Below are 23,570 nucleotides of genomic sequence, written 5' to 3' on the forward strand. Positions count from 1 at the left end.
GTCTTTCCACGGCGACCCGCTGCGAGTTGCTGAGCTTCGCGAAGTTTGGCAGCGAACGACGAGGTCGGTTTGGTGCCTCTGCACACTAAGGTAGGAAATCATGACTGTGCATGTTCTGTTTGTCGTAAGCAACGCGGCGGTGATAGGTCCGCACAATCGTAAAACAGGCTTCTTTTTCGCCGAGGTCGCGCATCCGTTCGATGTTCTTGACAAGGCAGGTATCGCCATTGAGTTCGCTTCTTTGAGAGGCGGATGGACGCCATATGATGCCTACGACGAGAAAGATCCCGCGGAGAAAGCCTTCCTTGAAAGCAAGGCATTTCGCCGCCTGAACCGCAGTCGCAAACTTGCGGAGGTGGATGCTGCGGATTTTGATGCCATCTTCGTGCCGGGCGGTCTTGGACCAATGGTCGATATCCAGCGCAACCCTGTCGTTCAAAATACAATCGCGCGCGCCTGGAGTACGGGAAAGTGTGTGACAGCCGTCTGTCACGGTCCATGCGCGCTTCTCGGGGTTGACCTCGGCGATGGCAAGCCGTTCGTGCAAGGCAAGAAGCTCACTTCTTTCTCGAAGAAAGAAGAGTACGACTACGCGCGCGAAGACGTTCCCTACGAATTGGAAGATGCCCTGCGGGCAGAGGGCGCCGAATATACGTCTGTAGCGAACTGGGAACCTCACGTTGTTGTCGATGGACGCCTGATCACTGGCCAGAATCCCGCGTCGGCCGGGCTCCTCGCGAAGGAGCTCCTGACAGCACTCAGAAAATAAGCAGCCAAGCACAGCTTGGTTGCCCCTGAGTTAGCAGTCGCTCAAAACAGTCTGTTTGAACGATGCCTTCAAAGATTACTGCTATTCTGATCGCTCATCCCGGCAAGAGTCTTGAGCTACGGCAGTAATCGCGGAAGTCGTGGACGTGAGACAATCGGGATTGAGGGACGACCTGGGTCGTACCGAATGAAGGAGCTGCCATGCGCCTTTCTTGCGCGACTCTCATCGCCTTGACCATTGTAAGCGCACATCCCTCGTTCGGAGAGTCCACGGCCTGCACCTATGAACCGGGGGCGCCGCCCGGTCATCATTGCGCGCCAACGCCCGGCGGCAGCGTAGGTGCTTTAACCGTTCATTACCGTACGGCCACCATCAGCGGTGTGAACGTGTTCTACCGCGAAGCCGGGCCAGCAGATGGGCCCGTCGTTCTTCTTCTGCACGGCTTTCCGACATCCTCACATATGTTCCGCAATCTGATTCCGGGTCTGGCCGACCGATACCGTGTCATTGCGCCGGATTACCCCGGCTTCGGGCAAAGCGATGCGCCGGATCGCAACCGCTTTTCCTATAGTTTCGCGAACTATGCCGAGATGATCGATGCCTTGCTTGATCAAATCGGGGCGAAACGCTACGCCATGTACGTCATGGATTATGGCGCACCGGTTGGCTATCGCATCGCCATTAAGCATCCAGAGCGCGTGACTGCCCTCATCATCCAAAACGGCAACGCTTACGAAGAGGGATTGCGGGACGCCTGGGACCCGATCAAGGCGTATTGGAAGGAAGGAACGGAGGAGCGGAGGGATGCGCTTTTATCCCTCGTCTCTCTCCGCGCGACGAAATTCCTATACACCGACGGCGTCCGCGATCTGACGCGCATAAGTCCTGACAACTGGGTGCACGACCAAGCGCTGCTGGACCGTCCCGGCAACAAGGACATTCAGCTCGACCTGCTCTACGATCACGCGACCAACATCCCGCTTTATCCCGCGTTCCAGGCCTTTTTCCGCGAAAGGAAGCCGCCCGCTCTAATCGTCTGGGGCAAGAACGACAAGGTCTTCGCTGAAGCCGGCGCACATTCCTATTTGCGCGACTTGCCAGACGCCGAGTTGCACATCCTCGACACCGGTCACTTCGCACTTGAGGACCAACTCGACGTGATGGTGCCGCTGATCAGCAACTTCCTCGACCGAACGATTGAACGACGCTGACGCAAAACTTTCGCACGAACCCGACGGTAGCCGATTTATCACGCCTAGATGCAACCAACCGGGAAGAAAGCCTGATCAGCATCGAAGCAATCTTGAACGCATTTGCGTTCCTCTATGGCCAGCCAACTCGGGATTGGTCATTTGAGTTTGACGTCCGAACGTCGCGCGTAAAGCGGTGGACGGGGCATGCGGCGCCTAATTCGCTCGTCGGGAATATCGAAATCCGCCGCGGCGCGTTTGGCTTGGCGATACCAGCAGAAATACCAGCAAAGCGGACAGCTGCAGTGGGTTTTTGCTCGTATTTTCAATGCATCACGAAAGTTTTGCGAGAAATCGGGAATCGAACCAGTGACTTAACTTATTGTTATTATTACAATTTTTTCCGTGGTGCCCCTGGCCGACAATCGCCTAGTATCATAACGAATTGAATTTACGATGGTTTTAGTCGCCGATTGCTGCGCATACCAACAGGAATACCAGCAAGGTGACGGACGGCATTAGCTCGCAAAAATAAATCAGCTAGCGCTCGGCAGCAGGCATGGTCCGTGCGGTTCTTGTCTCCACAATCGCCCGACCGGAATCGAACCCGATGCTCATAGTCTGGCCGTCGCAGGTCAAATTCGCCGACACTCGGCCCGGCAATGGTTCCATAACATCTAATCCGCGAATGTCGCGAGCTTGATTAAAAGCCGTCGATATGCGCCCCAAAGGCAGAGACGTGTCGGTCAAGCCAACGGCGAGTTCTATGCTATCTGCCAGACGTCCAATGCTGCAAATCTACCAAATCACCCGCCACATTCTCGTGCGTTTCGGTGTAGGCGGCCGATCTGTTGTAAGAGAAGTTAAATAGATAAGATACACGTAACTCCGCTCAGACGGGAGTCATCCTATGAACCATTGCAATCGAGACAGCATGAATAAGCTCAGGGCTGCGCAGGCAGCTTGATCCCGGTTAGCCGTGCCTCTGAGTGCGCATACACTGAGTACGCAAGCCATGTTGGATCGCTCGCGGCTTGGATGCTCTTCCTCGCCTCCCGAGTCGCGGCCCCCACTGTGCTACCCTTGAGCATGGCGCGGTAGAAGGAGCTGGCGAAATGAGCAGCCAAGCCGTCGTTGATCTTCCAGAATGGTCCAATAAAGGCGCCAGCGCCCGCCGCCAGAAAGCCGCGTGGCCATCCGCCCGGCTGGGTGAGTCCCATCCCTGGGCGACCGATCTCGCACGCGTTCAAGAACACGATCGGGCTCTTCTTCCCGAGGTTTCCAACGACTCCGGTCAGATCTTCAGGGCGCAAGCGGCTATCATCTTCGAGACGGATCTCGGCGCGATCGGCGGTAGTCGCACCGGCGACACCATGGCCAGTGAAGTGAATCGTGTCGAATTTCCCTTCGGCCAAAGCGTTGCGGACGGCAATCTCCTCGGCCTCGATCGGGGTGATTTGAAGCTGTGGTGTTTGTAACTCTAACATAGCGCTGCGCTCCGCTTTCGACGCCGCAAGCCCCGAGTCAGCAGGAACGACAAGCGCGATTTCGCTCATTGTCAAATTGCACCGATAACGGAGCCCGGGTACCCATCTGGTGACTTCATACTCATCGCAAAGGAACCCACGTTCGACCGTGGAGCCGCTTCCGTCGTCACCGAACAACTTGATCAACTCCCATGGTACCCAAGGCTCCTCGCTCTGCACATGAACGGTGTGGATTCGGTCCCGCAACGCCCATAGCTTGGTCCGGGCGTCGGACGGGACCAGTTTCTCGAACAGATAGGTTCCCTTCGTGCCGAGTCGCTGAATCTTCTGTTGCGCGTTTGCGGAGGAGGTCAGGATATCCTCGATATCCGCGTAGAAGGCGTCAAAGAAGGTGCGCGGGTCGGCCTGAAAGGTGAACGTAAAGGGATCGTAATTAAGCCCCAAGGTCGGATCAGCCGCGGTGAGCCGGATTGTGATCTTCCCGGTGCTCATGGTCTCCAAAACGAGTAGCTGAAGATCCGGTTGCCGAATCGTTGGGACGTCAAGTTCGACGGTGGCGGCGGCCCAACTGGCGGCTAGAGCGTGTGCGACGGTCTCAATCGATACCGAGATGCTACCGACGCCCTGGCCGCGCTGGAAAGCCAGCACCGTGATTTCACCGGGTCCAATCGCCTTGCCTACGATTCTGAACATCAACGTGGGCGTCCCGACGGCAGTGACCGTCAATTTCCCGTCGACACTATCCTCGACAACGAGTCCTCCTGACGCTTGCAGGATGATGTCTATGACATCCCCGATGTTCGTTGTCACCGCCAAGTTACCTGCAGCGACTTCGTTTCGAAGCTTCACTACCAAAGGAACAGTTTTACCAACTTCGACTTGCGGCGGAGCGCTTGCCTCGACCGAGCGCAAGACTTCTTGGGGGAGCACGCCTTTACTGGACGACACCTTCGGACCGACAGCGCCACCTAACCCTGCTTTAAGATTAGGGACGCCACCGCGCCAATTGTCTTTCAAAGCTGGAGCCACGCCCGCCACACGACCGCGGCTAACCACGACGGTCGGTCGCTCCTGGCCGCCGATGTACATAGCAGTCGTCGGCGCGGCGCCTGCCTCGTGGAGACACAACTTGACTTCCACTGGGCTACCTCCGTCGGCTGGAAGCCGCTTCAGTAGAGAATCGACCTTGTAGGTGTAATATAGGTCGCCTTGCGGATCGCCACCTACACGATGAATTACGGCCCACCGGGCACGAACGCGATCGAGTAAGCGGTAGGCGCGCTCGCAGGGCCAACCCCCTTCGATCAGAAGGAACGAGGTATCCAAGCTCATTGCTACGGCACCAACTTCCAGTATTCGCGGAGGAATGACGACCACGCCTCCTTCTCCACGAACTCGACCGGGAATAAATTGTTGTCAGCGGCGTAGCCGTCGCCGTCCGGGTCGGCGTGGTAGGACGCAGCTCGGTCAGGGTAGTAAATGCCTAGGCCATTCGAGCCCCATTCGCCTTTACGCTTCTCCGAAGCGTAATTTTCGACTATCGCCTCGCCGACGCGATGAATTACGTCATTCGCCCTTTGCTTCAGCGCTCCGTTAAAATTTCCGCGCGCGACTTGCTCCATATAGTGCGCGAGGTCGATGGAGTGGATGCCGTAGTCTTGACCGTAATTCAGGCATGCTTTTCGCGCTGTGATGAATTTCTCCTTGTCTTGCGCTAGCTGAGACTTGGCGGCTTCCGCGAATGCTGAAATCGATGCAGCCAGCGCGGCGACCTTGTCGAGATCGGTGGCCGCAAGTGTAGTAAAGTCTTTATCCCCGTATTCTTCTCTCATGCCGTTCACCACGAGGCGCGCCAACTCGACAGGATTGACCTTGCCTTTCGCGGCGACTAACGGTTTGAGCCAGCGAGTATAGTTCCAGCCATTGCCTGGCTCCAGCTCCTCACTCCCTACCATGACCTTGCCGATTCCACGCAATGCGTATGCCGTCTCAACCATCGACATCAAGCATGCATCGAACGCGATAACGTCGAGGCGTTCTCCGGCGAGGTATTCGGTGAGTCTCTCCTGAATTGCGCGATTGTACAGCTTATCTCCAGTATCGTCGTCATTAGAGACGTAGCGGTGTCCAGCGTGCGGGACGGCAGGCGGTGGCGGCTTTGCATCACCGGGTTCAGTGGGAGCGCGGAAGCCCTGTCCATGGTTCCAAATTACCAGCATGGTGTGCCGGGCGGGGTATGTCTTGCGACCCCAGGAGACAAAGTCGACAAGAGTCTTGGCGTCTCCCATATTGGTTGCACCGAGGTCTTGCTTCGCGCTTGCTTCAACCGGATCCATCTTCTTCTCGACCACGAAGCGCAGCGTTTTCGACCAAGCGCCGAACTTATCGCTGTAATGATGGGTCGGTCGACCCATCTCGACCACTAGCTTAACCTCAGGCGTGCTCCCAATGGACGCCATCTGTGCAAAGTTGGAGAACGCCCAGCGCTCGAGATTGTTCTTCGCATTTAAGAATACGAGAATGGTCCACTGCGTCTGTCCATCCATGGTAACAACCCGCGGTGTTGTTCAATGAAAGATACCACTTAGAGAAAAAGCGCGAGGCGGAATTGATCCAAGTCAATTTGTCCTGTTAGACCGATGCACGGTCGGTGATGACCAGTGCTGTGAATGAAGCCACGGACTAAAGCTAGAGCAAGCTATTGAGAGTGGCCTCCGGCAGCTTATCCGCGTCCGCAACGGTCACACGTGCGACAGCGGGCGCGAGATGCAAACTGAGGCGGTCATCGCTGGGAGTGATCGACCTCGTTAGGGCGTTCCGCGTCACTCTCGCGATCGTCTCCTGGATCGCCGCACCATCTTTGTAGTAGGCGTCAATCGCCGCGACGACTCGCTTGCCGTCCCGTCGGGTTAGATCTGGGCTCGTTATGGCCGCGACTTTTGCCTGGACGAGAAGTAACTTTGCCTCATCGTTTCTCCCGCCGAGCTTTGCCTCGATTGCTTTGTCCAAAGGCTTGCCTACTGCGCCGAGCGACTGCCAATCGTCGCGATCCTCCAAGCACTCCACGAAAATCACGAGAAAATCCTGCGGTTCGATTGGGGCGAGCGCGTCACTGCTTGGGCCGACACGGATGCCATCATCTGTCATCCACAAGGTTTGTCCTTCGAAAGTTTGTAGCGGGTTTCTCGCTAGCAGTAAGTAGCCAGAGGTCAGCGATTTTCCCGTGAACATGTCATGCACATAAAGCACAGTCTCTGCTTTACCCGCGCTCAACAACTCTTGCACGCCAGTCGCTATCGAGGAGGCGATGCTCACGACCGTCGAAGCCTGGGGAGCATTTAGCTTACCGGCGATGTCGCCGACGGTCTTGGCAAAGCTTTCGAGCAGGTTGCTGGCTTGCATTGAGACTAAGCCGCAGTCGATCTCAATGTCCCCACCGCGAAAGGGTAGCAACGGGGTCATCGGGTAGTTGCGAAGAATCGAGCGATCTTGACTCGCCTGCTGAATGTCAAACTTGTTCTTTCCAGCAACGTTCGTGAATTCGACCTTGGGCTGGTCACCGTACTTGTGGCAGATCAGCGAGTAGCCGAGCGGAAAACGGGATGTGAACCAGTTCCGGTCCTTCTGAAGGAACAGTTCACTGAAGTATAGGCGGACGTAGTGCTCATCGGCTTTGGCCACCGCACCGGACCGTCCAGTGAGGTCGTTGGCTTTGGCGATCGGCAGGCGGGTGCGCTGGACCGCATCGTGGGAGAACAGGTTTTTGAACCATTCAAACAGGCTCACGATGGCCTCCTTTGCGCTTGTCTGCCTCTGCGTCCCCGCTAAGCAGTGGCCATAACGCAGTGGTCTAGCTTACCTGCATCACCAGAACTGGCGACGCCCAGATTGGGTTATCGTGATCTCTTGCTTCCATCTGCCTCTTTGCAGCCAAGCAGGCGTACTCAAGGGAATTGTGCCGCCCATCAAGAAGACTTTGATAGAAGCGCTTGGCATACTCGCGTGCAGGCGCATCGAGCACTTCCCAAAGAAACCCCATGATTGCAGGAACACGCTCTTTTGCGAGGTGATAGATAAAGTCCTGGCCCGCACTGCTGCAGCTACTGAGGAATACCAACCGTGTATCCGCCTGGCTTAACCAAAGCGCGAATTCAGCGATCTTAATTGGTTGGGCTTGGTTGGCTTGGGTGCCGTTCGGCAATATCATATATCCTACCTGATTATCAGAGTCGTAGTAGGTATGACCGACGTAATGAACGATGTGCCACTTGCCCGCCTTCTGAAGAGTGTCCTGGACCAGCCCTTTTAAGGACCCGCTGTCGGGAAGATCCACTTCAACCAAGTCCTTGAGCTTATTTAGCCGCGAGCCCTCTGGCGACCCGACGATTCTTAGTTTTCCGATCGGGCAACCATTTGTTTTCTTGAGGTTCCACAACAGCGTTGCGATTTCGTTGACCTCGCTTTCGAGATTCTCCAATGGATCAAATTTGACATTTTGACCGCCAAACTCGACCTTCGTATTCGGTTGAACATTTGCCGCGATGATAAGGAAGTTCAGTGGCCCCTTGATTGTAGCGCCATCAGTAAAAAGGCTGGGCCGAGCAAGCCCGGGACCACCGCCCAGTGGCTCTAGCCCGCGATAAATGGTGGTCTCGAGATTCCATGCCGGCACGGAGCCCGGACCCTTAACCGCTTCAACGGCTAGCGGGTGAAGCGTATCGTCCACTGTGAATCGCACCTTGATGTTCGCTATACCCTTTCTATTGCCTATCCACTGATTAAGCGCATCGCGAAACAGAAAGTTTTCAGGTTTTTCGAACAGGGCCCGCTCGAGATCTTCACCGATTTCCTTGAACTCGGCCTCCCAGCAAGCCTCTTTGACGTGAAGCCTGCTGGTCTTTTCAATGAGGCGCTCAAGCGCCTTTACGTCGATAGATAGCGGACATGCTGTATGGGGCATAGCCCCGACTTCTTGGAATTGATATTTGCACCTATCCTTGTCCCTCGACAGAGAGATGGAAAGCACGCATGGCGGATTGTCCGGCTGAGGTGCACCAAGGAGACGTTCCGCGGCCGACATCAAGCTGCCAGCGAAACCGCCGCCTTCTTTTGCCCAGTCTGTCGCTGGCAAACGCGTAAACTCGGCAAGCTCATCATCGATATGATGACTAATGATGATCGCCCGGACCACTTTCGATGCCTTAGACCGCAGGGTTTTGACAAGTGCTATTCCCAGCCTGCACTGTTCGCCGGCCCCTAAAGGTGACTTCTCATCCGCAGCGATCTCAAGCGCGGTGATGATGAGGTCTACGCGTTCCGAGCTTGCTTGTGCTTCGGCGGCCTTACGGGTCTTTGCCCCCTGCCAGTGAAGATCATAGCCCTTTGTCTTGTGAAGCTTCTCGAGAAGGTTCCCGATCTCTACAATCATATCTCCGCTTGGGTGAACAATAAGAACTTGTTGCTCCACTTTTCTGCCTCCTCTCACGCTCCAGGAAGCGCCACGATGTATTCCGCAAGTCCGCCCTCGCCCCTCCGCGTTTTAAATTCACCTGCATGATTCTGTTCGATGAAGCTCCGGATCATCCGTTCGCCCAGTGCCATTTCTGTAATTGCACCGATCGCCCATCGTTCTTCCGTGTATTTTGTGATCGTGCCGCCGGTCACCTGTGGGGCACATCCACGGACAACCGTAACGACTTGCCCATCCCGGTATGAAATGTCGACCGTGATCTTTCCGTCCTCTGACACGAACCGCTCAAAATAGGCCAATATTGATTCCAAGCAGAACCCGATCTGGAAGACATCCCCGCTCACGGACGGCAGATTTGTGCCTGGCGTAACCTCTATTCGGCTAGTCTCCGGCATCTCTTGCAAGATATCCTGCACTAGGATCGGGATATCGAATAGGCTTGGTTTCGCCGGGATGATGCTTGCCTGTCGCTCATAAAAGAGCATGCGTTCGAAGGTCAGATCGACCTTGTGAAGTTGCTTGACCGTCTTCTCGAGCAAGTCCGCTATGTCGCGAGGCGGCATTTCGGTTTCGAGCGCCCTATCCAGCCACGCGAAGGCCAGCGACAACGGCGTCTTTATCTGGCTAGCGATTTCGTTGTACATCTGCCCCAGTATCTCAAGCGTCTCCATCCGCTTGCGCGTCGACAGATCGTTGCAGACGTAGATATTGCGACCGGTTTCGGGCGGTAGGGACGTCCCCGAAAGCAGCAAACTAGCCTCCAAACCATCCTTACAGATCAAGCGCACCTCATCGTTCGGAGCATATTTCGCTTCCCGCATTGCTTCCTGCACCCGCCCCGCTTGAGCTTTGTCCTTGAAGTAGTCGACGAGCGCCGTTCCCTTCATCTCATCTTCGGAGTAGCCGAGCAGCTCTTCAGTTGCGGGATTCGTCTGCACGATGGTGTCGCGGTAGTCAGTCTGAATCACACTGTCTTTGCTAAGCTTCAAGAGCTGCGAGAAGACTTGCGTTTGTGAGACGAGTTCGAGCACGACGGCTACTTCCCCTAGCATGTTCTCAAGCGCCCGTTGTTCCTCCTTGGCGAATGCATTTAACTGCGACGCCTCGACGTTAAGCACCCAGAAGACTCGGCCATTGACCAAGATCGGGATGCAGAGTTCGGAGCGAGACTCGGCGCAGCCCGAAAGATAGACACCCTTGAATTCCGGCGCGGCCACATCGGAGACGTTGAGCGCCTTGCGCGTTCGATAAACCAGGCCCGTGATTCCCTTGCCGATCGCGTGATGCCAGTCCTTGGGTAGCATGAAGGACTCTTTCGCCTTCTGCCCGACCAGCTGAAATTGCCCGTCCTTCTCATCGGGCCGGAAGATCGATACATTCTCCCACTTGTAATGATCCGATACTTCCTCGACGACGGTCTTGCCGATGAACTCTGTGTTTCGGCTCAAGGCAATCCGCGTAATCAGCTTGAGCCTGAATCTTAATTCATCGCGCTCGTGATAGTGCAAAGCCATACGGACTGCGCCGGCAAGAGGCAAACGAGCAACACGCTCCTCGTCCGACTTGTTGAACGAACCCTTCTCCTGCTTCCGCCCGAAACCAACCCTTGCGACCACGCGGTTTCCGCTGATTACAGGGAGTGAAAGGATCGAATTAAGCCCCATTCTTAGAAATCTTTGGCTGTCCGGGTCGTCCCAATATGGTTGTGCCTCGGGTCGAGCGAGCCATTCTTTAAAATCGGCAACACTCACAACGTTCTTTGCTTCGGCAAGCGTCTTTCCATAGGCGCTAATTGCTCGCCAGCGCACTTCGAGCCGAAGGTCCTCCGGGTAGAGATAAAAGGTCCAAGAATGCTCTCCGTCATCGCTGTAAAGGCTGACAGAGAAGAAGTCGAACGATACGATCCGTTCGCACTGCTTCGCCACGGCCCGAAGAATCGCGTGGCTGTCATCCAAGTCTTCCATAGCCTTGTATATCTCGCCTGAGACGTCCTCGGTGAGCAAATCACGGACGATTGCGATAGCACCAACGACCTCGCCATTGTCATTGATGTCGGGCATCGCAGAGCATCGAATAGGAACGCGGAAGCCGTCTGTCAGGCGTGTCGCCCTCACCTCGTATTCTTCGGAGATACGGCGCGAGAAGCGGCTCTCTAAGTGTTCCCGAACCACGGCAAGGTCGTCGTCATAGAAAAAGTCCGCAAGCCTTTTGCCTTCGATAGTCACAGCACCGACGATTTCGCACATCGCGCGGTTGCCGTAAGTGAATACGCCATCGCTATTCACCTTCACGACCCCCCAAGGAAGCCCTTCGAGCTGCTCGCGATTGAGTCCAATCAGAAGCTGTGACTGAAATTTTTGAACTTCCATGACTGATCCTTAGATCAACTGGAAGTTTTATTATTTCATCATCTAAAGCGGATTTGTTGATCTTTATCAAAGGATACCGCCCGGCTCATCCGCGGCAGTGTCGGCTCGAGACCGACCCGTGGCTTTCGGGCAACGAATTAAGTGAATTTCAAGCCTTATCTTGACCGGTTGGTTCCAGCCGGTTCAACCTAAAAGAGAAAAGAGATTGGGAGCCGGACGTGTGGAGAGCAATAGTCAAGCAGGTCTATCGGCTACTTTACTATATAGGAAAGACGCCCCCCAGTTCCGCGGAAGTCGGGGCAGAACTCGAGCGGCTTCAGCAAACACGCGATGGGGCTCGGGCGGCGGGCGAACGGTGCGATTGCTTGGTGACGGCCGGCAACCAGCAGGTCGGTTGCTACCCGAACACGTTGCTTGCCGCCTGCAATCTGATCGGAGACACGAAACCTGGCCTGAACGGTACGCCTCTGCCTCTTGGCAGTTGCAGGAACATGTGAGAGCCCCAATGAAATGCGGCGCGTTTCGCAGTGCAATTTCGCTCTTGGCTGTCGTTTCTTCAACTGCGATTAGTGGCTGCGCGTCGTTTGTTCCATATTTCGATATCCCGGTCGACCAAAAGGGTGCTCCGACCGTTCAATCCATTGTCCGGCGGGTGACGTGCGAGCTAGCGGGGCTGCTCGACGACAATTACGGGCTGAGAAACGCGTTGTTGATAAGCGACATTCAGGTGTCGCTACAATTGAATCTGACGGTCAACGATACCGGCGGCCTCAGCCCGTCGGTCTCATTTATCAGCGGTCCTTTCGCCTTCGGTCTCGGAGGCACGTTGAGCCAATCGCGTGAGCAGAATTATACGGAGAAGCTCTATTATTCGCTACGTGACCTGCAGCAGGAAATTGATCTTGCCCGGAAAAATCACTTGGATCTGGCTGCGTGCCAGCCCATTAACACTAACCTTGCCGGTGAACTCGGTTTGAGGCGTACCGTCGAACTCGCCTTTACAAGTCCGCATCTAGATTGGACCGCTAAGCTTTCCGATGGCGCGTTCGGCGGCTACGTCAAGTTCGTCGTCACGAAGAATGTCAATGCCGGCCCGACATGGACTCTGACCCAATTTACCGGCCCGGGCAGCAACCTGGGGACCTTCTCCGAGGTCAACACCGATAATCTGACGTTCGCCTTTGCCCGGGGCGATAAGGTCGGAACACCGTTCCGCGTTTCAGGTCGAGCAAAGGCCGATTATCTTATCCAACAGATGAACATCAATCAGATTTCGACCGCGCTGAGCAAGGCCTTACGGTGAATCGGTTGCGGTATGCTGCAGGCAGAGGATCTTGGCAAGCTCGACTTGCTCGACCGAGCGCAATACTTCCCGGCGAACAGGCCGCCACCAACTGTGCTGGCGATCGAACCGAAGGATCGGTTCAAGGATGCTGGCGACGCCCTGACCTCCTTTAACGCCGCGGTCGCTGTTCGTAGCCGCATGGAGGAAACGAGCCTTGATAGGCGTCAAGCGGCAGTGAGGCGCATCGTCGGCAGATCGTCTCTTGAGTACGCTTTCGTTGGGCGGGTTCGCGGGCTCAATCGTTATTCGCGGCGGCCACTGATCGCGTCGAATCCGACTCGATAGCCGTCGCCAGGACCACGTTTCAGATACGAAATCGAGCCGCTCGCCAAGTGAAATAATCTGGTCTGGATCGCGAGAATCTCGAAGCGACGCATACGTTGAAGCGTTGCCCAAGCGCCGTTTTGCGCGGTGACCGGTGCTCTGCGGCAAGGCCTGGTTCCTTCCGACCGAAGGGGACGATTCCGTGCTTATGGCGCAACGACCTATGACAGCCGTCCCGCCAGCCGAAACCCTCGCACGCCTCCTTTTTTCCCCGCCGGCAAGCCGGCTCCTCGCGGCCGCTTCGCTGCAAAAAAGGAGCGGCTCGGGTGCGCCGCTGCGCTTCGCCCCGAGGGGTTCGGCTGCGGGCCGGCGGCCATGACGGTCTCGCCATCGCAGGGCATCGGCCCTGCGGCACCGAGGAGACAGACCATGACCGCGATCGGATTCGTTACCCGCACAACTCACGGCGGCTTCAGGGGCCAGCTCAAATTCCTGCCCATCTGCGCCGACATCGACATCGTGCCCAACCGCGATAAGTCCGGCGATAACCCGGCAGATTTCCGCATCTTCATCCAAGGGGTCGAGGTCGGATCTGGCCGGATTTTGCGCGGCGAGAGCCGCGGAACGGACTATGTCAGCCTGTCACTCGCAGCACCTGGCCTGGGGATCCGCAAGCTCTGCGCCAACCTTGGTCGAACGGTTGGCCTCGGCGGTGACGATGGCTTCTTCCTGATCTGGAATCCTGTCGACTAGGTCAAATGCTGGGGCTCCCGCGCATCGCGCGGGAGCCGTTTCTCATGTCCCGGACACAAGGCATTGAATATCGCCGACTGGTCTAGGAGCGCCACTAACTGGGCGCACATAGAAGAGCGAGCGGCAGCTGAACAGCCCGCAAGACATTCCATCACCATCGAAGAAACGCACTCGAACTGAGCGAAATTTTGTCTTGAGCTGTAGGTCGCTCGATGGCTTTTTCTCTTCGTTTCGATGCAGAAGATCGCTACTTCGCGACTGGAATTTACGCCAGTTTATGGATGGCCAAGAGGCTGGAATTGATGGCTTGGACACGTGCCGAGCGGCCGGCTTTTTGCGTGCCTCGTGGGTCAGCAGATGCGATTGGGGCAAAGGGAGGAAGGGTTAGCGAGTAGCAACGATCAGAGCCGGAGCGGGCAGGAGTGCCGCCCGTAATCGGGCTGCGCCGGAATTTGCGGGGCGGATCAAGTGGCTCGCTGGCTGAATAAGTCGCAGACTGCGCGGTCTAAGCAACGCGGGAGGCGGCGCATGGAGTACTTCTGTGGACTGGATGTCGGCATGGACGAGAGCGCGATTTGCGTGGTCGACAGCACTGGCGAGGTGGTGCTTCAAACCACCGCGGTAACCGATCCGCAGTCGATCAAAGCGGCACTCAAACCCTATCTTTCCGGGCTACGGCGGCTCGGCCACGAGGCCGGTGCGTTGTCGCCCTGGCTGCATCCTGAGCTGCTCAAACTGGGGCTGCCGGCGGTGTGCCTCGAGACCTCCACGTTCGTTCGGCGCTGAAGGCGCAGCGCAACAAGACCGACAAAACCGATGCGCTCGGTACCACTCATTTGATGCGCACGGGCTGGTTCCGCAAAGCGCATATCAAGAGCGAGCCGTGCTACCGGCTGCGGCTGTTGTTGACGCACCGGCGCAATCCGAAGCGCAAGTTTTTGGATCTGGAGAACGCGATCCGGCACGCGCTGAAGGCCTTTGGCATCCGCCTGAACCGGGTCGGGCGGGGCGGATTTGCGCAAGCGGTACGCACGGCGGTGGCCCACGATACGCTGGTCAGCGAGCTGATCGATGCCATGCTGAACGCGCGAGCCGCGCTGTGGAAAGAGTACTGCCGGCTGCACAATCTGGTGGTGAAGCTAGTCGCCGGCCACGAGCTGTGCCGGCGCTTCATGCAGATTCCGGGCGTCGGCCCGATCGCGGCCTTGAGCTTCATGACCGCGGTTGACGATCCTTCCCGATTTAGGCGCTCGCGTGATGTCGCAGCCTATTTTGGCCTGACCTCGCGGCGCTGGCAGTCCGGCGCCTCGATCGACGTGCAGGGCCGGATCAGCAAGGCCGGCGACGGTGACGTTCGGCGCGCGCTGTACGAGGCGGCGAGCGCGCTTTTGACCCGCTACAAGAAGAAGGACAAGGTCAAAAGCTGGGGGCTGGCCATCGCCAAGCGCGCCTGGCATCGCAAGGCGACGGTGGCAGTGGCGCGCAAATTGGCCGTGATCATGCACGCGATGTGGGTGGACGGCACCTTCTATTGCGGCGATCCGGATGTGCCTCAGGCGGACCTGAAGGCGCGCACCGCGGCCAAGGAGCGCAAGCTGCTGAGGGCTCACGCATGACCCGCGCGCGCGGAATTTGGGAGGCGATGTGGCGTTGAACGCTATCATTTAAATGCGGAGTCCCGCCGCTGGCGGATGAGACCTGGTGGAGATCCTCGACGACGGAACGCACGTTATCTTGCTTGTGGCCGCGCGCCTTATGGCGCGCTTGGACCACGCGGGATTGCCTGTGATGTGGTTCCGTCAGACCGATGGAAAGATGCGCCGCGATGGCGTCCGCGCTGCCTTGCTGCAGCGAAATTATGCCGTCGATGAGCGCGGAAACCTGCACGGCGCACCGGGACTCTCGCGGTCGGCGACGCTTCGCGGCGTCGATGCAAGGATCTTGTCACAGCAGAGAGAGGAAACGAGAATGGTCGAGAGCAAGCAGCCAAGACGCTCGATTAAACCTGCAAGATAAAAGCACTAGCGCTACGGGGCGCCTAAGCCGTTGTCTGCACATCCAAGAGTTGGAGATAGCGCTGGGCGCGATGTCGCCAATGGGGGCTAAGCCAGTGTGATCATTCGCCGATAGCGTCTCCGACCTGGCAATGTTCATTGGGTTGATATATCTGCGATCTTCTCAGGCAGGCGCCACATCATGCGGGACGTCGAAGAGGACGAATTCGAAGCGAAGCGCGGTCGGATTGACAACCGCAGGGCCAGGAAGGCGATTGGATATATTTCGGGGCGTTCGGCTCGCCGCAGAGAAGGCCGGCGCGACGGCTGATCCCGCGTCGAACCTCTGAGGCGACCGGATTGACCAGGATACGCCTAGGCGGCGGTGCTTACCGGATGGCGGAGGACCAGAGGTCAGCGCCGGGTTGTGATCAGCGCGCGCTTCGTGCGCGACAGGCGGGTGGCACCGATGACATCCGCGCCACCTGCGCTACGGGTGTCATGCGAGACGGGCCAGCTAGGTAACGGGTGTCGGCGAATTTCACATTGGAAACGTCCGAGACGAGATCGCTCTAGCCCGATCTCGAAATGGACGCCGTGAGCCCGTGATCCTGCATAGCGGCGAGGGCAGTCTTTACGCGTTGGATGGAAACCTCGAGCTCTCGGAGCAAACTGTTCAGTTCGCGCGGGCTTGCCTCCTCCATGCGGAGGTTGTCGACATGCAGGGTTTCTTCAATCAATTGGACCAGGGAAACTGTTTCAGAGCTGCGGCCGAGCGCACCATAGTCGTTTGGTATTTCAGACTCGGCGACGACTTTTCCATCGGTCGTGACTCGAACTGAAGCCTTCAATCGAACGGACTGAGCGACCATTGAAGCCGGAATCTCGACCGTCGCGAAGGGCACGCCTGTTTGTTTGCATCGGTATCCGAACCGGAACGCATCGCCTGCGCGGCCGAGGCATTGGTGTCCAGGGAACTCAACGAAAGGTTCAAGATCAGCCGGCATCAGTGGCGATGGTTCGTCGATAAGTGCAACAGCGATGCGCTCGGTCTGTTTCGACACCTGGGTTTCCCCCGAAATGCTGGTCCGGGCTGACGGGATTGATACCGTCAGCCTTCGTCAGCGTCTTTCCTGCCGGGTTTTGAAAAGCCGGGCCCGGTTTCTTCGAGCTTCCGCTCGCCGCGCTCGCGTTCGCCCCTCCGCACCGGTTGCGGAATCTTTCGCCATTTCCAGGTTTTGCTCGGATCTAAATTGCATCTCCCGTTGGCCTTTCGCGCTGAAAAAGTCCGTCCAAAGCCTAGCGTAATAGTAGCACTATTGTCCGTGGTTTAATAGGCCTATGAATGGTCGCTTGCGCGCATGAAAGCGCAAGCTTTGGTGGCCAGGAATATCCGGCGACTGCGCGTTGGCCAGGGACTTTCGCAGGAGGCGCTCGCCGTCGACGCGGGGATCGACAGAACCTATGTCAGTCGTCTTGAGCGGGGGCTCGAAAACCCATCGGTGGCAGTTCTTGAGAAGTTGGCGATTGCGCTGAAAGCGTCCATCCCCGATCTCTTTGTTGTCCCTGCGAAGGGAGATCCGCCGCCGCGTCCGCTTAGGGCAGGCCGGCGGCCTAATTGATCTCGCGGCGGGTGTGCCAACGAGGTATGGAGCGTGCGTGTCCAAGGGCGCCTCGCCGTCGGTCGTCTCGATGCGAGGAGCGACGCTCATCTCGGGTGGGACCGAGCTCCTCCCGCCGGTACCGATCCCGGCGACAGACGGCCAGCTGTTCGCGGACGGTCGGAGTGACGACATACGTGGAGGGCGGCCGCCAGAGACGGGAGGCCGGCGAGCGTAGTGTGGCCATCATGCTGCGAGGCGACACGACACGCGCCAAGGACGGAAGGGCGCCGACTGCAAACCTGGGTAGGTTGGCTATCCTCTAATGCTGAAACAGGGTGCCGCTCTACCAAGCGACCGCCCGCGCGGTGATGCGCCCCGGTCTCCAGAACTTCACTGAGAGGATCGCGCACGCTTTGGCGATCAGCGTCGACGAAGCGCGTGAGCTCGCGCGCGGAATTCTGGATGAGCCGGCCAGCGATCAGCAGAACTCCACCGAGGACTCCATTTCGTGACGGAGCCCCGCCGCATCGCCTTCCGTCGCATCGCCGATGCGGCCCTGCAGCGTGCTAGCAACATCGTGCAGCGATGGTTGCCGAACGGAAAGCGCGAGGGTGTCGAATGGTCCTCCGTTAATCCCACCCGGGCGGACAGCCGGCGAGGTTCCTTCAAGGTCAACCTACGCACCGGCAAGTGGGCCGACTTCGTCACCGGCGACCGGGGCGGTGATCTGATCTCGCTTGCCGCCTATCTGTACCGTTTAGATCAGGCCGAAGCCGCGAAGCGTGTCGCCGAAATGATGGGCGTCGACGCGTATGAGCGATGATCCCTTCGCGCCCATCAGCTCGGCCCCGTCAGGACCGACCGGCGCCGCCAGCAACAAGGTCAATTGGGTGACGGTTATCCCGGTGCCGAGAGAGGCACCGGCGGCGCTGACGGTTCATCGCAAGCTTGGCAAGCCATCCGCGCGCTGGTGCTACACCGACAGCCCGGTTATCTGATCGGCTACGTTCTCGGCGTTGATACTGGCGGCAGCAAGGAAAAGGAGTTTCGTCCTCTTACCTATTGCCGTCAGGAGGACGAGCACGGCGCGCCGCAGTGGCGGTGGGTAACCGGCGCGCGGGCGAAATGCCTGGCCGACGCCGAAGGCTCTCGCTCGATTGCGGATCGCAATTTCAAGGAGGTCGACGACCGATATCGGCGCCAGTCCGAGTGGGTCCGCCTGCTGACTGCTGCCCACGACATTCACGTGAAAGAGCGGGCCGCGCCTGCCAAGGCCGCCGCCGAGATGATGATGGTGGTGAACGAGGCGCGGGAGACACTCAAGCAATCGCCCCGGATCGTCCGGTGGGGGGGCCGGTCGCGCTGATCGCCTTGGCGATGCGCCGGGTCCATTACCCGCCCGACATTCTTGCTGCTGAGGAGTCGGTCAAGGGTGATGGCCGCAGTTGGTACGACCTGTGGGGGATCCCGCACCCGCGCCAAGGACCGCGATGAACCACAGCGTCCGCAGTTCTGAGTGCTCCAGAATCGTGGCGAACGGGGCCTACCCCCGATCAGCTCGGGCGTCCGGTGAGCATGCGCGGTTCTGTAGCTGATTTGTCGTCGGTACAAGAAAGGCCCCCGATCAAAGATCGGGGGCCAAGTTGTGTTTGAGGCTGGCGGGATCGCCGTTATCGGCACTGCGGCAGAACCCACGGAGCAGCGAAAACGCCCGGATCGCTGGCGGCAGGGATGCCGGTCTTTGACACGCTGATGCGATCGTTGGGTTCGATTCCGCTCTGGCACTGCTTGGTGCCACGTTGCAGCGCGAGATTGCTGGATCCACCAGTGTGATAGTGAATCGTCCAGTAGGTCACGGGGACGTCATCATACGGAATGAACGTGACGTAACCGGCGGTTGCCGCGGACGACGAGAACATAGTTGCGATCGCCGCCGAGGCGAGAAGTATCTGTCGCACGTGAGGACACTCCAAAAGGGCGAAATTGCCCGTCCTCTCGATTAGCGACCGGACTACTGCATTAAACTTGAAAGGATTACATACATCGACCGGAGACGGTCTGAATGGCGGTGGCCGTAAACGAGATCGAGACGAAAGAAATCCTTATCGTGCTGGCGAACGTGACTTCCGCTGAAATGGTGGCATCTCGCGTGTGAACCATAAACCGACCTCGCAATTCTGAGCTGACGTCAAAGCAACCATACTCGTGGGCAAATTCGCCCTCTGAGTAGAACTCGGCGATTACGATGTAAGCGACGTCTCCTTCAAAATCGATCAATAGCGCTTGGAGCCGCGAGTAGCCCTCTTCGCAATGTCTGCTGAAGACATCGTTCAGCTTCTTTGTAGGCACCACGGGCCGAAGTCGTTCATCATGTTTGGGCTTGGGACCGTACTCCAAGAAGCCCTTCGCGATCGCATATTGAAGGCGCTTGTATTTGGTGGCGTAACGCGGATCGTCGATTGAGCGGGAAGGCTGATCCGTGCCCTTCGCATTCATCGATCCCAAAGCATCGCGCACATAAAACGGCCGATTTTCCCGTGCGGCTTTTAACGCGGCGAGCAGCATTGCTGTCATATCACGATGTGGAAGATCGGCGATTTCATTGAGGTCGCGATCGAAGTCTTCGAGCAAGTCTGAGTTCAATTCGGCCCATGCCCGAATTTTAGTTCGATCGCGAAACCAATCTTCGATGTAGGTCTGTTGACGCTCTCTGATTAATTCGACGCTCGCCCGTGCGCGGATTATCGCAAAAACGCGGGTGCCTCCCATGACCACTGTGCCGGCGACGACCTCGTTTCCGGAATCCCATCGCGCAAGCCTGGTGGTGGTGTCGGTCATATCCCTGCCTTCTGAACCAAGTGGAACTCCAGCAAGGCTGATTAGGTTCCCGAACCCGGTTTCAATTGGAGTCTACCCCCAGGAAACTATTTTTGGAGTGGTTCATTAATCGGTTTAACTATCCAAAATGAACCGATATATGTGAACCATCCAAAATGTACTGAGAGGGTAGGATGTTCGTTCGGGCTTACCTCAGAGCATCGACATCCGAACAGGACGCCAACCGCGCCCGCGGCCAGCTTCGATCGTTCGCTAAGGAACGGGGCCTGACGATCGCCGCTTGGTACGTCGAGAGCGAGTCTGGCGCCAAGCTCGCGCGGCCCGAGCTGTTCCGGCTGCTCGCCGACGCGCACCCGGGAGACATTCTCCTGGTGGAGCAGGTCGACCGTCTATCGCGTTTGACCGCCGAGGACTGGGAACGCCTGAAGTCGGAAATGACGTCGCGGCGCGTGCGGGTCGTAGCGCTGGATTTGCCGACATCTTGGATGATGGCCACCAACGCCGGCGACGAGTTCACCGGTCGTATGTTCGAAGCGATCAACGGGATGCTGCTCGACATGCTCGCTGCGGTGGCCAGGAAGGACTATGATGATCGGCGACGCCGGCAGGCGCAGGGCCAAGCCAAAGCGAAGGCCGAGGGAAGGTATAAAGGCCGTCCCGAAGATGTTGATCGGAACGCTGCTATTGGGCGCATGCTCGCGTTAAAGCAGTCGTGGGGACAGATGACCTGCCACCGAAGTTTCATCCAGCCGCAGTTAGAGTCCTGTTGGGTTGTACGCCGACTGGCGCGGGTGGAGCAACGGGCGATCGGCGGAGCTGGTCGGGATTGCGCAGCCGATCGCCCGTTGCGGTGAGGATGGCAGCGTAAGCCACCGGGGTTTCGTATTTCAGCGAGGAGTGCGGCCGCTCGCCGTTGTAGTCGGCGACCCAAGAAGCGAGCTTGCGCCTTGCGTCGTCGAGGCCGAAGAACAGGGTTTCGTTCAAGAACTCGTCCCGCATCCGGCCGTTGAAGCTCTCGACGAACGCGTTCTGGATCGGCTTGCCCGGCGCAATGAAGTGCCAGTCGATGGCGTTGTCCTTGCACCAGGCCAGCATCGCGTTGCAGGTGAACTCGGTGCCGTTGTCCGAGACGATCGACCCCGGCTTGCCACGCTTGCTGACGATCGAGCTCAGCTCCCGCGCCACCCGCCGGCCCGAGATCGAGGTGTCGGCGATCGCGCCCAGGCACTCCTTGGTGACGTCATCGACGATGTTGAGGATGCGGAAGCGCCGTCCATTGGCGAACTGGTCCGACACAAAGTCCAGAGACCAGCGTGCGTTCGGCCTGGCTTCCACCAGGATCGGCACGCGGACCCCACCGGCCTTGCGGCGGGCACGACGCTTGCGCACGGCAAGCCCTTCCTCCCGATAGAGCCGGTGGATGCGGTTTATGCCGGACGGCTCGCCTTCCCGCCGCAGCAGGACAAACAGCCGCCGGTAGCCGAACCGCCGGCGCTCATTGGCCAGTTCGCGCAAGCGGACCCGAAGCTCGGCGTCAGGCGGCCGGCGGGACCGATAGCGAACCATCGCCCGGTCCGCCCCCACGATCGAACAGGCCCGCCGCTCCGACAATCCCATCAGGGTCTGCAGATGCGCCACCGCGGCGCGCTTGGCGGCGGGCCCTACCATTTTTTTGAAAGCAACTCCCGCAGCGCTGCTGCATCCAACATCTGCTCGGCCAAGAGCTTCTTCAGCTTGGTATTCTCATCCTCAAGGACCTTGAGGCGCTTGGCCTCGGACACGTCCATGCCCCCGAATTTGGCCTTCCAATTGTAGAACGTTGCCTCCGATATCCCGTGCTTGCGGGCCAGGTCCGCCGTCTTCGCGCCGGCCTCGTGCTCCTTCAGCACCGCTATGATCTGCTCTTCCGTGAACCGCTTTCGCTTCATCTGTCCGTCCTTCGTCAGGGCGGACTCTAACTCGATCCGGAGGAATTTCTTAGGGGCAGGTCAATAGGTGTTGAGGAAGACGTAAGGCGCGCCGTTTCGCCAGCATGAGAATGCATCAACGTTCTTGGTATTTTCGGCAAGCGAGAAAACGCGAACGCCCTTTGCTTCGAGCAACTTGATCATGCTGCTGATCGGTTGCTCGCCCTATCCCCAAGCCTGACGGACGATGCGGGCTGCAGCGGCCGGATCGCGTTCGTGCGAAAGGTCAATAATCTTTGGTTCAGGCAGGTTGAACCGCTCGGAAATGAAGTCCGAGAGCAGGTAGGCTAGGGACCCCGACGCGAGCGCCGCGTCGCGCTCCTTTGCCGTCATGGACGACAGGCTACGGAAGCTGGCCGCGCTCCAGATCATCAATATCTTCTCCGAAGAAAAAATCCTTGGGAAACCTTAACTTTGCTGCGATCAGATCAACTGTGGTCTAGTTGCCCGCGTTTGGGGGAATAGTGTCTGAATTCCCTTCAATAACAATGCCGACCCAGCGCCCCAAAATCTGGGCTAAGGATCACACCACGTCTGCCCATGTATCGGATCCCTCGCTCTCTCCTTCATGAGGGAGAGCTTTGAATGCCGCGCGCAGCTCATCAACGTCCCAAACAAAGCGCCGGTCAATTCGTCGAGGACGCGGCATTCGGGATTCTTTGACGAGCGCGCGGAACTTACTCGCGGAGACGCCGGTCGCCGCGGCCGTCTCAATTTCGCCGAGGCCGAATACAACTGGCAAAAGTGGCAATATGTCGATTCGCGTGGGCGCGCGTTTCATGGTTTCTATCGAGGCTGCACAGAGCTTGACGGATTGGGCTTCCGCCAATCTGGCAAATCCACATTCGGAAATGAATGTGCTCGACGCTCCGGTCGCAAAATCGAGGAGCTTTGAGTGCAATTCGGCCGAGCACGCGAACCATGTCGCCGCCGTCGTCGGAAGAGGTTATCACGTCCTATCCTCGGGGGGGGCCGAGCCGCGGCCGCGAACCGGGCAAGTCATCACGGAGAGAAGAGGTCTGCAACCGGTAGCTTCCCTAGGGTTGAATTCGAGCTGCGCTGAGAGAGACTGAAGCGGGGCCGTTTCCGCGGGTGCGTGCGACGGCCGTAAGCGCGCAGGCTTCGGATCGGCGTCCGACGGGCGCGCGAGGCACCCTCGCGGATCGCTCATTTTCCTGCCTTTTCCATCATATCGAGTGCCGCGGCGACAAGTCTACGGAAGGCCGCGGACCGATCCGCGGCCGCCACGACCTTGTTGGTCCACTCTGGATGCTGCATCGACGTCGGCTGGGCGGTGAGCAGTCGCGACGCACGCAGTCTGAGTTTGTCGCCGGGCGGTACCTCTCCGGAAAGGATCCGCGAGATGTGAGGCTGGCTCACGCGCAGCTGGCGCGCCAGCTCCTTCTGAGTCATGCCTTGTCGTCTGCGGAAGTTATCCAGCGTCCTGGCAAAGACGCTCGGTTTTGAACTTGTCATATACATATTTATGCATAAAAATACATAGAAATACATAGGAGATG

At 58.0% G+C, this 23,570-nt stretch carries 23 protein-coding genes and 1 pseudogene; 11 read left to right on the forward strand and 13 right to left on the reverse strand.

Translation table 11 applies throughout. The annotated features are described in order from the left end of the window. Window positions 1–100: 100 nt before the first annotated feature. A complete protein-coding gene (locus QX071_RS31180; protein WP_315703045.1) occupies window positions 101–769 on the forward strand; it encodes a type 1 glutamine amidotransferase domain-containing protein in 669 nt (222 codons plus the stop codon). A gap of 200 nt (window positions 770–969) precedes the next feature. Continuing rightward, a complete protein-coding gene (locus QX071_RS31185; RefSeq protein WP_315703046.1) occupies window positions 970–1,980 on the forward strand; it encodes an alpha/beta hydrolase in 1,011 nt (336 codons plus the stop codon). 923 nt (window positions 1,981–2,903) lie between these two features. On the opposite strand, the gene QX071_RS31190 is transcribed toward QX071_RS31185, so the two are convergent. From QX071_RS31190 to QX071_RS31210, 5 genes are all read right to left on the reverse strand, one after another. After that, a complete protein-coding gene (locus tag QX071_RS31190) occupies window positions 2,904–4,586 on the reverse strand; it encodes a CHAT domain-containing protein (protein WP_315703047.1) in 1,683 nt (560 codons plus the stop codon). 194 nt (window positions 4,587–4,780) lie between these two features. After that, on the reverse strand, window positions 4,781–5,992 hold the full coding sequence (locus QX071_RS31195) for a clostripain-related cysteine peptidase (RefSeq protein WP_315703048.1): 1,212 nt from the start codon (window positions 5,990–5,992) through the stop codon (window positions 4,781–4,783). 142 nt (window positions 5,993–6,134) lie between these two features. Continuing rightward, the gene (locus QX071_RS31200; RefSeq protein WP_315703049.1) at window positions 6,135–7,232 is read right to left on the reverse strand and encodes a hypothetical protein; all 1,098 of its coding nucleotides are present in this window, start codon (window positions 7,230–7,232) and stop codon (window positions 6,135–6,137) included. Window positions 7,233–7,296: 64 nt separating this feature from the next. Next, on the reverse strand, window positions 7,297–8,913 hold the full coding sequence (locus QX071_RS31205; RefSeq protein ID WP_315703050.1) for a CHAT domain-containing protein: 1,617 nt from the start codon (window positions 8,911–8,913) through the stop codon (window positions 7,297–7,299). A 14-nt stretch (window positions 8,914–8,927) separates the two neighbouring features. Further along, on the reverse strand, window positions 8,928–11,285 hold the full coding sequence (locus tag QX071_RS31210; RefSeq protein ID WP_315703051.1) for a PAS domain S-box protein: 2,358 nt from the start codon (window positions 11,283–11,285) through the stop codon (window positions 8,928–8,930). 505 nt (window positions 11,286–11,790) lie between these two features. On the opposite strand from QX071_RS31210, the gene QX071_RS31215 reads away from it, so the two are divergent. From QX071_RS31215 to QX071_RS31230, 4 genes and pseudogenes are all read left to right on the forward strand, one after another. Further along, window positions 11,791–12,588, forward strand: a complete 798-nt coding sequence (locus QX071_RS31215) for a hypothetical protein (protein WP_315703052.1) — start codon at window positions 11,791–11,793, stop codon at window positions 12,586–12,588. Window positions 12,589–13,323: 735 nt separating this feature from the next. Then, window positions 13,324–13,647, forward strand: a complete 324-nt coding sequence (locus QX071_RS31220; RefSeq protein ID WP_315703053.1) for a DUF736 domain-containing protein — start codon at window positions 13,324–13,326, stop codon at window positions 13,645–13,647. 528 nt (window positions 13,648–14,175) lie between these two features. Then, a pseudogene (locus tag QX071_RS31225) lies at window positions 14,176–15,263 on the forward strand (IS110 family transposase). A gap of 85 nt (window positions 15,264–15,348) precedes the next feature. Further along, window positions 15,349–15,663, forward strand: a complete 315-nt coding sequence (locus QX071_RS31230) for a hypothetical protein (RefSeq protein WP_315703054.1) — start codon at window positions 15,349–15,351, stop codon at window positions 15,661–15,663. 550 nt (window positions 15,664–16,213) lie between these two features. Here the strand turns inward: QX071_RS31230 and QX071_RS31235 are convergent. Then, on the reverse strand, window positions 16,214–16,705 hold the full coding sequence (locus QX071_RS31235) for a hypothetical protein (RefSeq protein ID WP_315703055.1): 492 nt from the start codon (window positions 16,703–16,705) through the stop codon (window positions 16,214–16,216). Between the two features lie 297 nt (window positions 16,706–17,002). Here QX071_RS31235 and QX071_RS31240 point away from each other — a divergent pair, with 297 nt between their 5' ends. The 4 genes from QX071_RS31240 to QX071_RS31255 all read left to right on the forward strand — a co-directional run bounded on the left by QX071_RS31240 (window position 17,003) and on the right by QX071_RS31255 (window position 18,611). Further along, window positions 17,003–17,263 (forward strand): helix-turn-helix transcriptional regulator, encoded by a 261-nt coding sequence (locus tag QX071_RS31240; protein WP_315703056.1) that lies wholly within the window; start codon window positions 17,003–17,005, stop codon window positions 17,261–17,263. Window positions 17,264–17,580: 317 nt separating this feature from the next. Further along, window positions 17,581–17,757 carry a hypothetical protein gene (locus tag QX071_RS31245; protein WP_315703057.1) on the forward strand — a complete coding sequence of 59 codons (177 nt, stop codon included), beginning with the start codon at window positions 17,581–17,583 and terminating at the stop codon, window positions 17,755–17,757. Then, window positions 17,754–18,068: a hypothetical protein gene (locus QX071_RS31250; RefSeq protein ID WP_315703058.1), complete on the forward strand. Its 315-nt coding sequence runs from the start codon at window positions 17,754–17,756 to the stop codon at window positions 18,066–18,068. The genes QX071_RS31245 and QX071_RS31250 overlap by 4 nt, the downstream gene beginning before the upstream one ends. A gap of 63 nt (window positions 18,069–18,131) precedes the next feature. After that, on the forward strand, window positions 18,132–18,611 hold the full coding sequence (locus tag QX071_RS31255; RefSeq protein WP_315703059.1) for a hypothetical protein: 480 nt from the start codon (window positions 18,132–18,134) through the stop codon (window positions 18,609–18,611). 304 nt (window positions 18,612–18,915) lie between these two features. Here the strand turns inward: QX071_RS31255 and QX071_RS31260 are convergent, their stop codons facing one another. Both QX071_RS31260 and QX071_RS31265 read right to left on the reverse strand, forming a co-directional pair. Then, window positions 18,916–19,203, reverse strand: a complete 288-nt coding sequence (locus QX071_RS31260) for a hypothetical protein (RefSeq protein ID WP_315703060.1) — start codon at window positions 19,201–19,203, stop codon at window positions 18,916–18,918. Between the two features lie 76 nt (window positions 19,204–19,279). Next, window positions 19,280–20,083 (reverse strand): hypothetical protein, encoded by an 804-nt coding sequence (locus tag QX071_RS31265; protein ID WP_315703061.1) that lies wholly within the window; start codon window positions 20,081–20,083, stop codon window positions 19,280–19,282. A gap of 173 nt (window positions 20,084–20,256) precedes the next feature. On the opposite strand from QX071_RS31265, the gene QX071_RS31270 reads away from it, so the two are divergent. Continuing rightward, window positions 20,257–20,937 carry a recombinase family protein gene (locus QX071_RS31270; RefSeq protein WP_315729476.1) on the forward strand — a complete coding sequence of 227 codons (681 nt, stop codon included), beginning with the start codon at window positions 20,257–20,259 and terminating at the stop codon, window positions 20,935–20,937. Here QX071_RS31270 and QX071_RS31275 read toward each other — a convergent pair. The 5 genes from QX071_RS31275 to QX071_RS31295 form a co-directional block, all read right to left on the reverse strand. Then, a protein-coding gene (locus QX071_RS31275) for an IS3 family transposase (RefSeq protein ID WP_409998260.1) occupies window positions 20,825–22,011 on the reverse strand; the annotation gives its coding sequence in 2 pieces (ribosomal slippage) (window positions 20,825–21,759 and window positions 21,759–22,011; 1,188 coding nt in all). The two genes, QX071_RS31270 and QX071_RS31275, sit on opposite strands and share 113 nt — an antisense overlap. 60 nt (window positions 22,012–22,071) lie before the next feature. After that, window positions 22,072–22,194, reverse strand: coding sequence for a hypothetical protein (locus QX071_RS31280; protein WP_315707352.1), 123 nt, complete (start codon window positions 22,192–22,194; stop codon window positions 22,072–22,074). Between the two features lie 21 nt (window positions 22,195–22,215). After that, complete coding sequence (locus QX071_RS31285; RefSeq protein ID WP_315707351.1) at window positions 22,216–22,422, reverse strand: hypothetical protein; 207 nt, start codon at window positions 22,420–22,422, stop codon at window positions 22,216–22,218. A 151-nt stretch (window positions 22,423–22,573) separates the two neighbouring features. After that, window positions 22,574–22,879 carry a hypothetical protein gene (locus QX071_RS31290; RefSeq protein WP_315707350.1) on the reverse strand — a complete coding sequence of 102 codons (306 nt, stop codon included), beginning with the start codon at window positions 22,877–22,879 and terminating at the stop codon, window positions 22,574–22,576. A 338-nt stretch (window positions 22,880–23,217) separates the two neighbouring features. Further along, on the reverse strand, window positions 23,218–23,562 hold the full coding sequence (locus tag QX071_RS31295) for a helix-turn-helix transcriptional regulator (RefSeq protein WP_315707349.1): 345 nt from the start codon (window positions 23,560–23,562) through the stop codon (window positions 23,218–23,220). Window positions 23,563–23,570: the final 8 nt, after the last annotated feature.

It is taken from the genome of Bradyrhizobium sp. SZCCHNS1022 (assembly GCF_032484835.1).
Taxonomy (GTDB): domain Bacteria; phylum Pseudomonadota; class Alphaproteobacteria; order Rhizobiales; family Xanthobacteraceae; genus Bradyrhizobium.

Bases quoted from the DNA above. Each gene is read 5' to 3' on its own strand.
- QX071_RS31195 (WP_315703048.1), bottom strand. From the start codon at position 5,992: ATGGATGGACAGACGCAGTGGACCATTCTCGTATTCTTAAATGCGAAG.
- QX071_RS31280 (WP_315707352.1), bottom strand. From the start codon at position 22,194: ATGATCAAGTTGCTCGAAGCAAAGGGCGTTCGCGTTTTCTCGCTTGCC.
- QX071_RS31285 (WP_315707351.1), bottom strand. From the start codon at position 22,422: ATGATCTGGAGCGCGGCCAGCTTCCGTAGCCTGTCGTCCATGACGGCA.
- QX071_RS31215 (WP_315703052.1), top strand. From the start codon at position 11,791: ATGAAATGCGGCGCGTTTCGCAGTGCAATTTCGCTCTTGGCTGTCGTT.
- QX071_RS31185 (WP_315703046.1), top strand. From the start codon at position 970: ATGCGCCTTTCTTGCGCGACTCTCATCGCCTTGACCATTGTAAGCGCA.
- QX071_RS31240 (WP_315703056.1), top strand. From the start codon at position 17,003: ATGAAAGCGCAAGCTTTGGTGGCCAGGAATATCCGGCGACTGCGCGTT.
- QX071_RS31180 (WP_315703045.1), top strand. From the start codon at position 101: ATGACTGTGCATGTTCTGTTTGTCGTAAGCAACGCGGCGGTGATAGGT.
- QX071_RS31220 (WP_315703053.1), top strand. From the start codon at position 13,324: ATGACCGCGATCGGATTCGTTACCCGCACAACTCACGGCGGCTTCAGG.
- QX071_RS31295 (WP_315707349.1), bottom strand. From the start codon at position 23,562: ATGTATTTCTATGTATTTTTATGCATAAATATGTATATGACAAGTTCA.
- QX071_RS31270 (WP_315729476.1), top strand. From the start codon at position 20,257: ATGTTCGTTCGGGCTTACCTCAGAGCATCGACATCCGAACAGGACGCC.
- QX071_RS31265 (WP_315703061.1), bottom strand. From the start codon at position 20,083: ATGACCGACACCACCACCAGGCTTGCGCGATGGGATTCCGGAAACGAG.
- QX071_RS31210 (WP_315703051.1), bottom strand. From the start codon at position 11,285: ATGGAAGTTCAAAAATTTCAGTCACAGCTTCTGATTGGACTCAATCGC.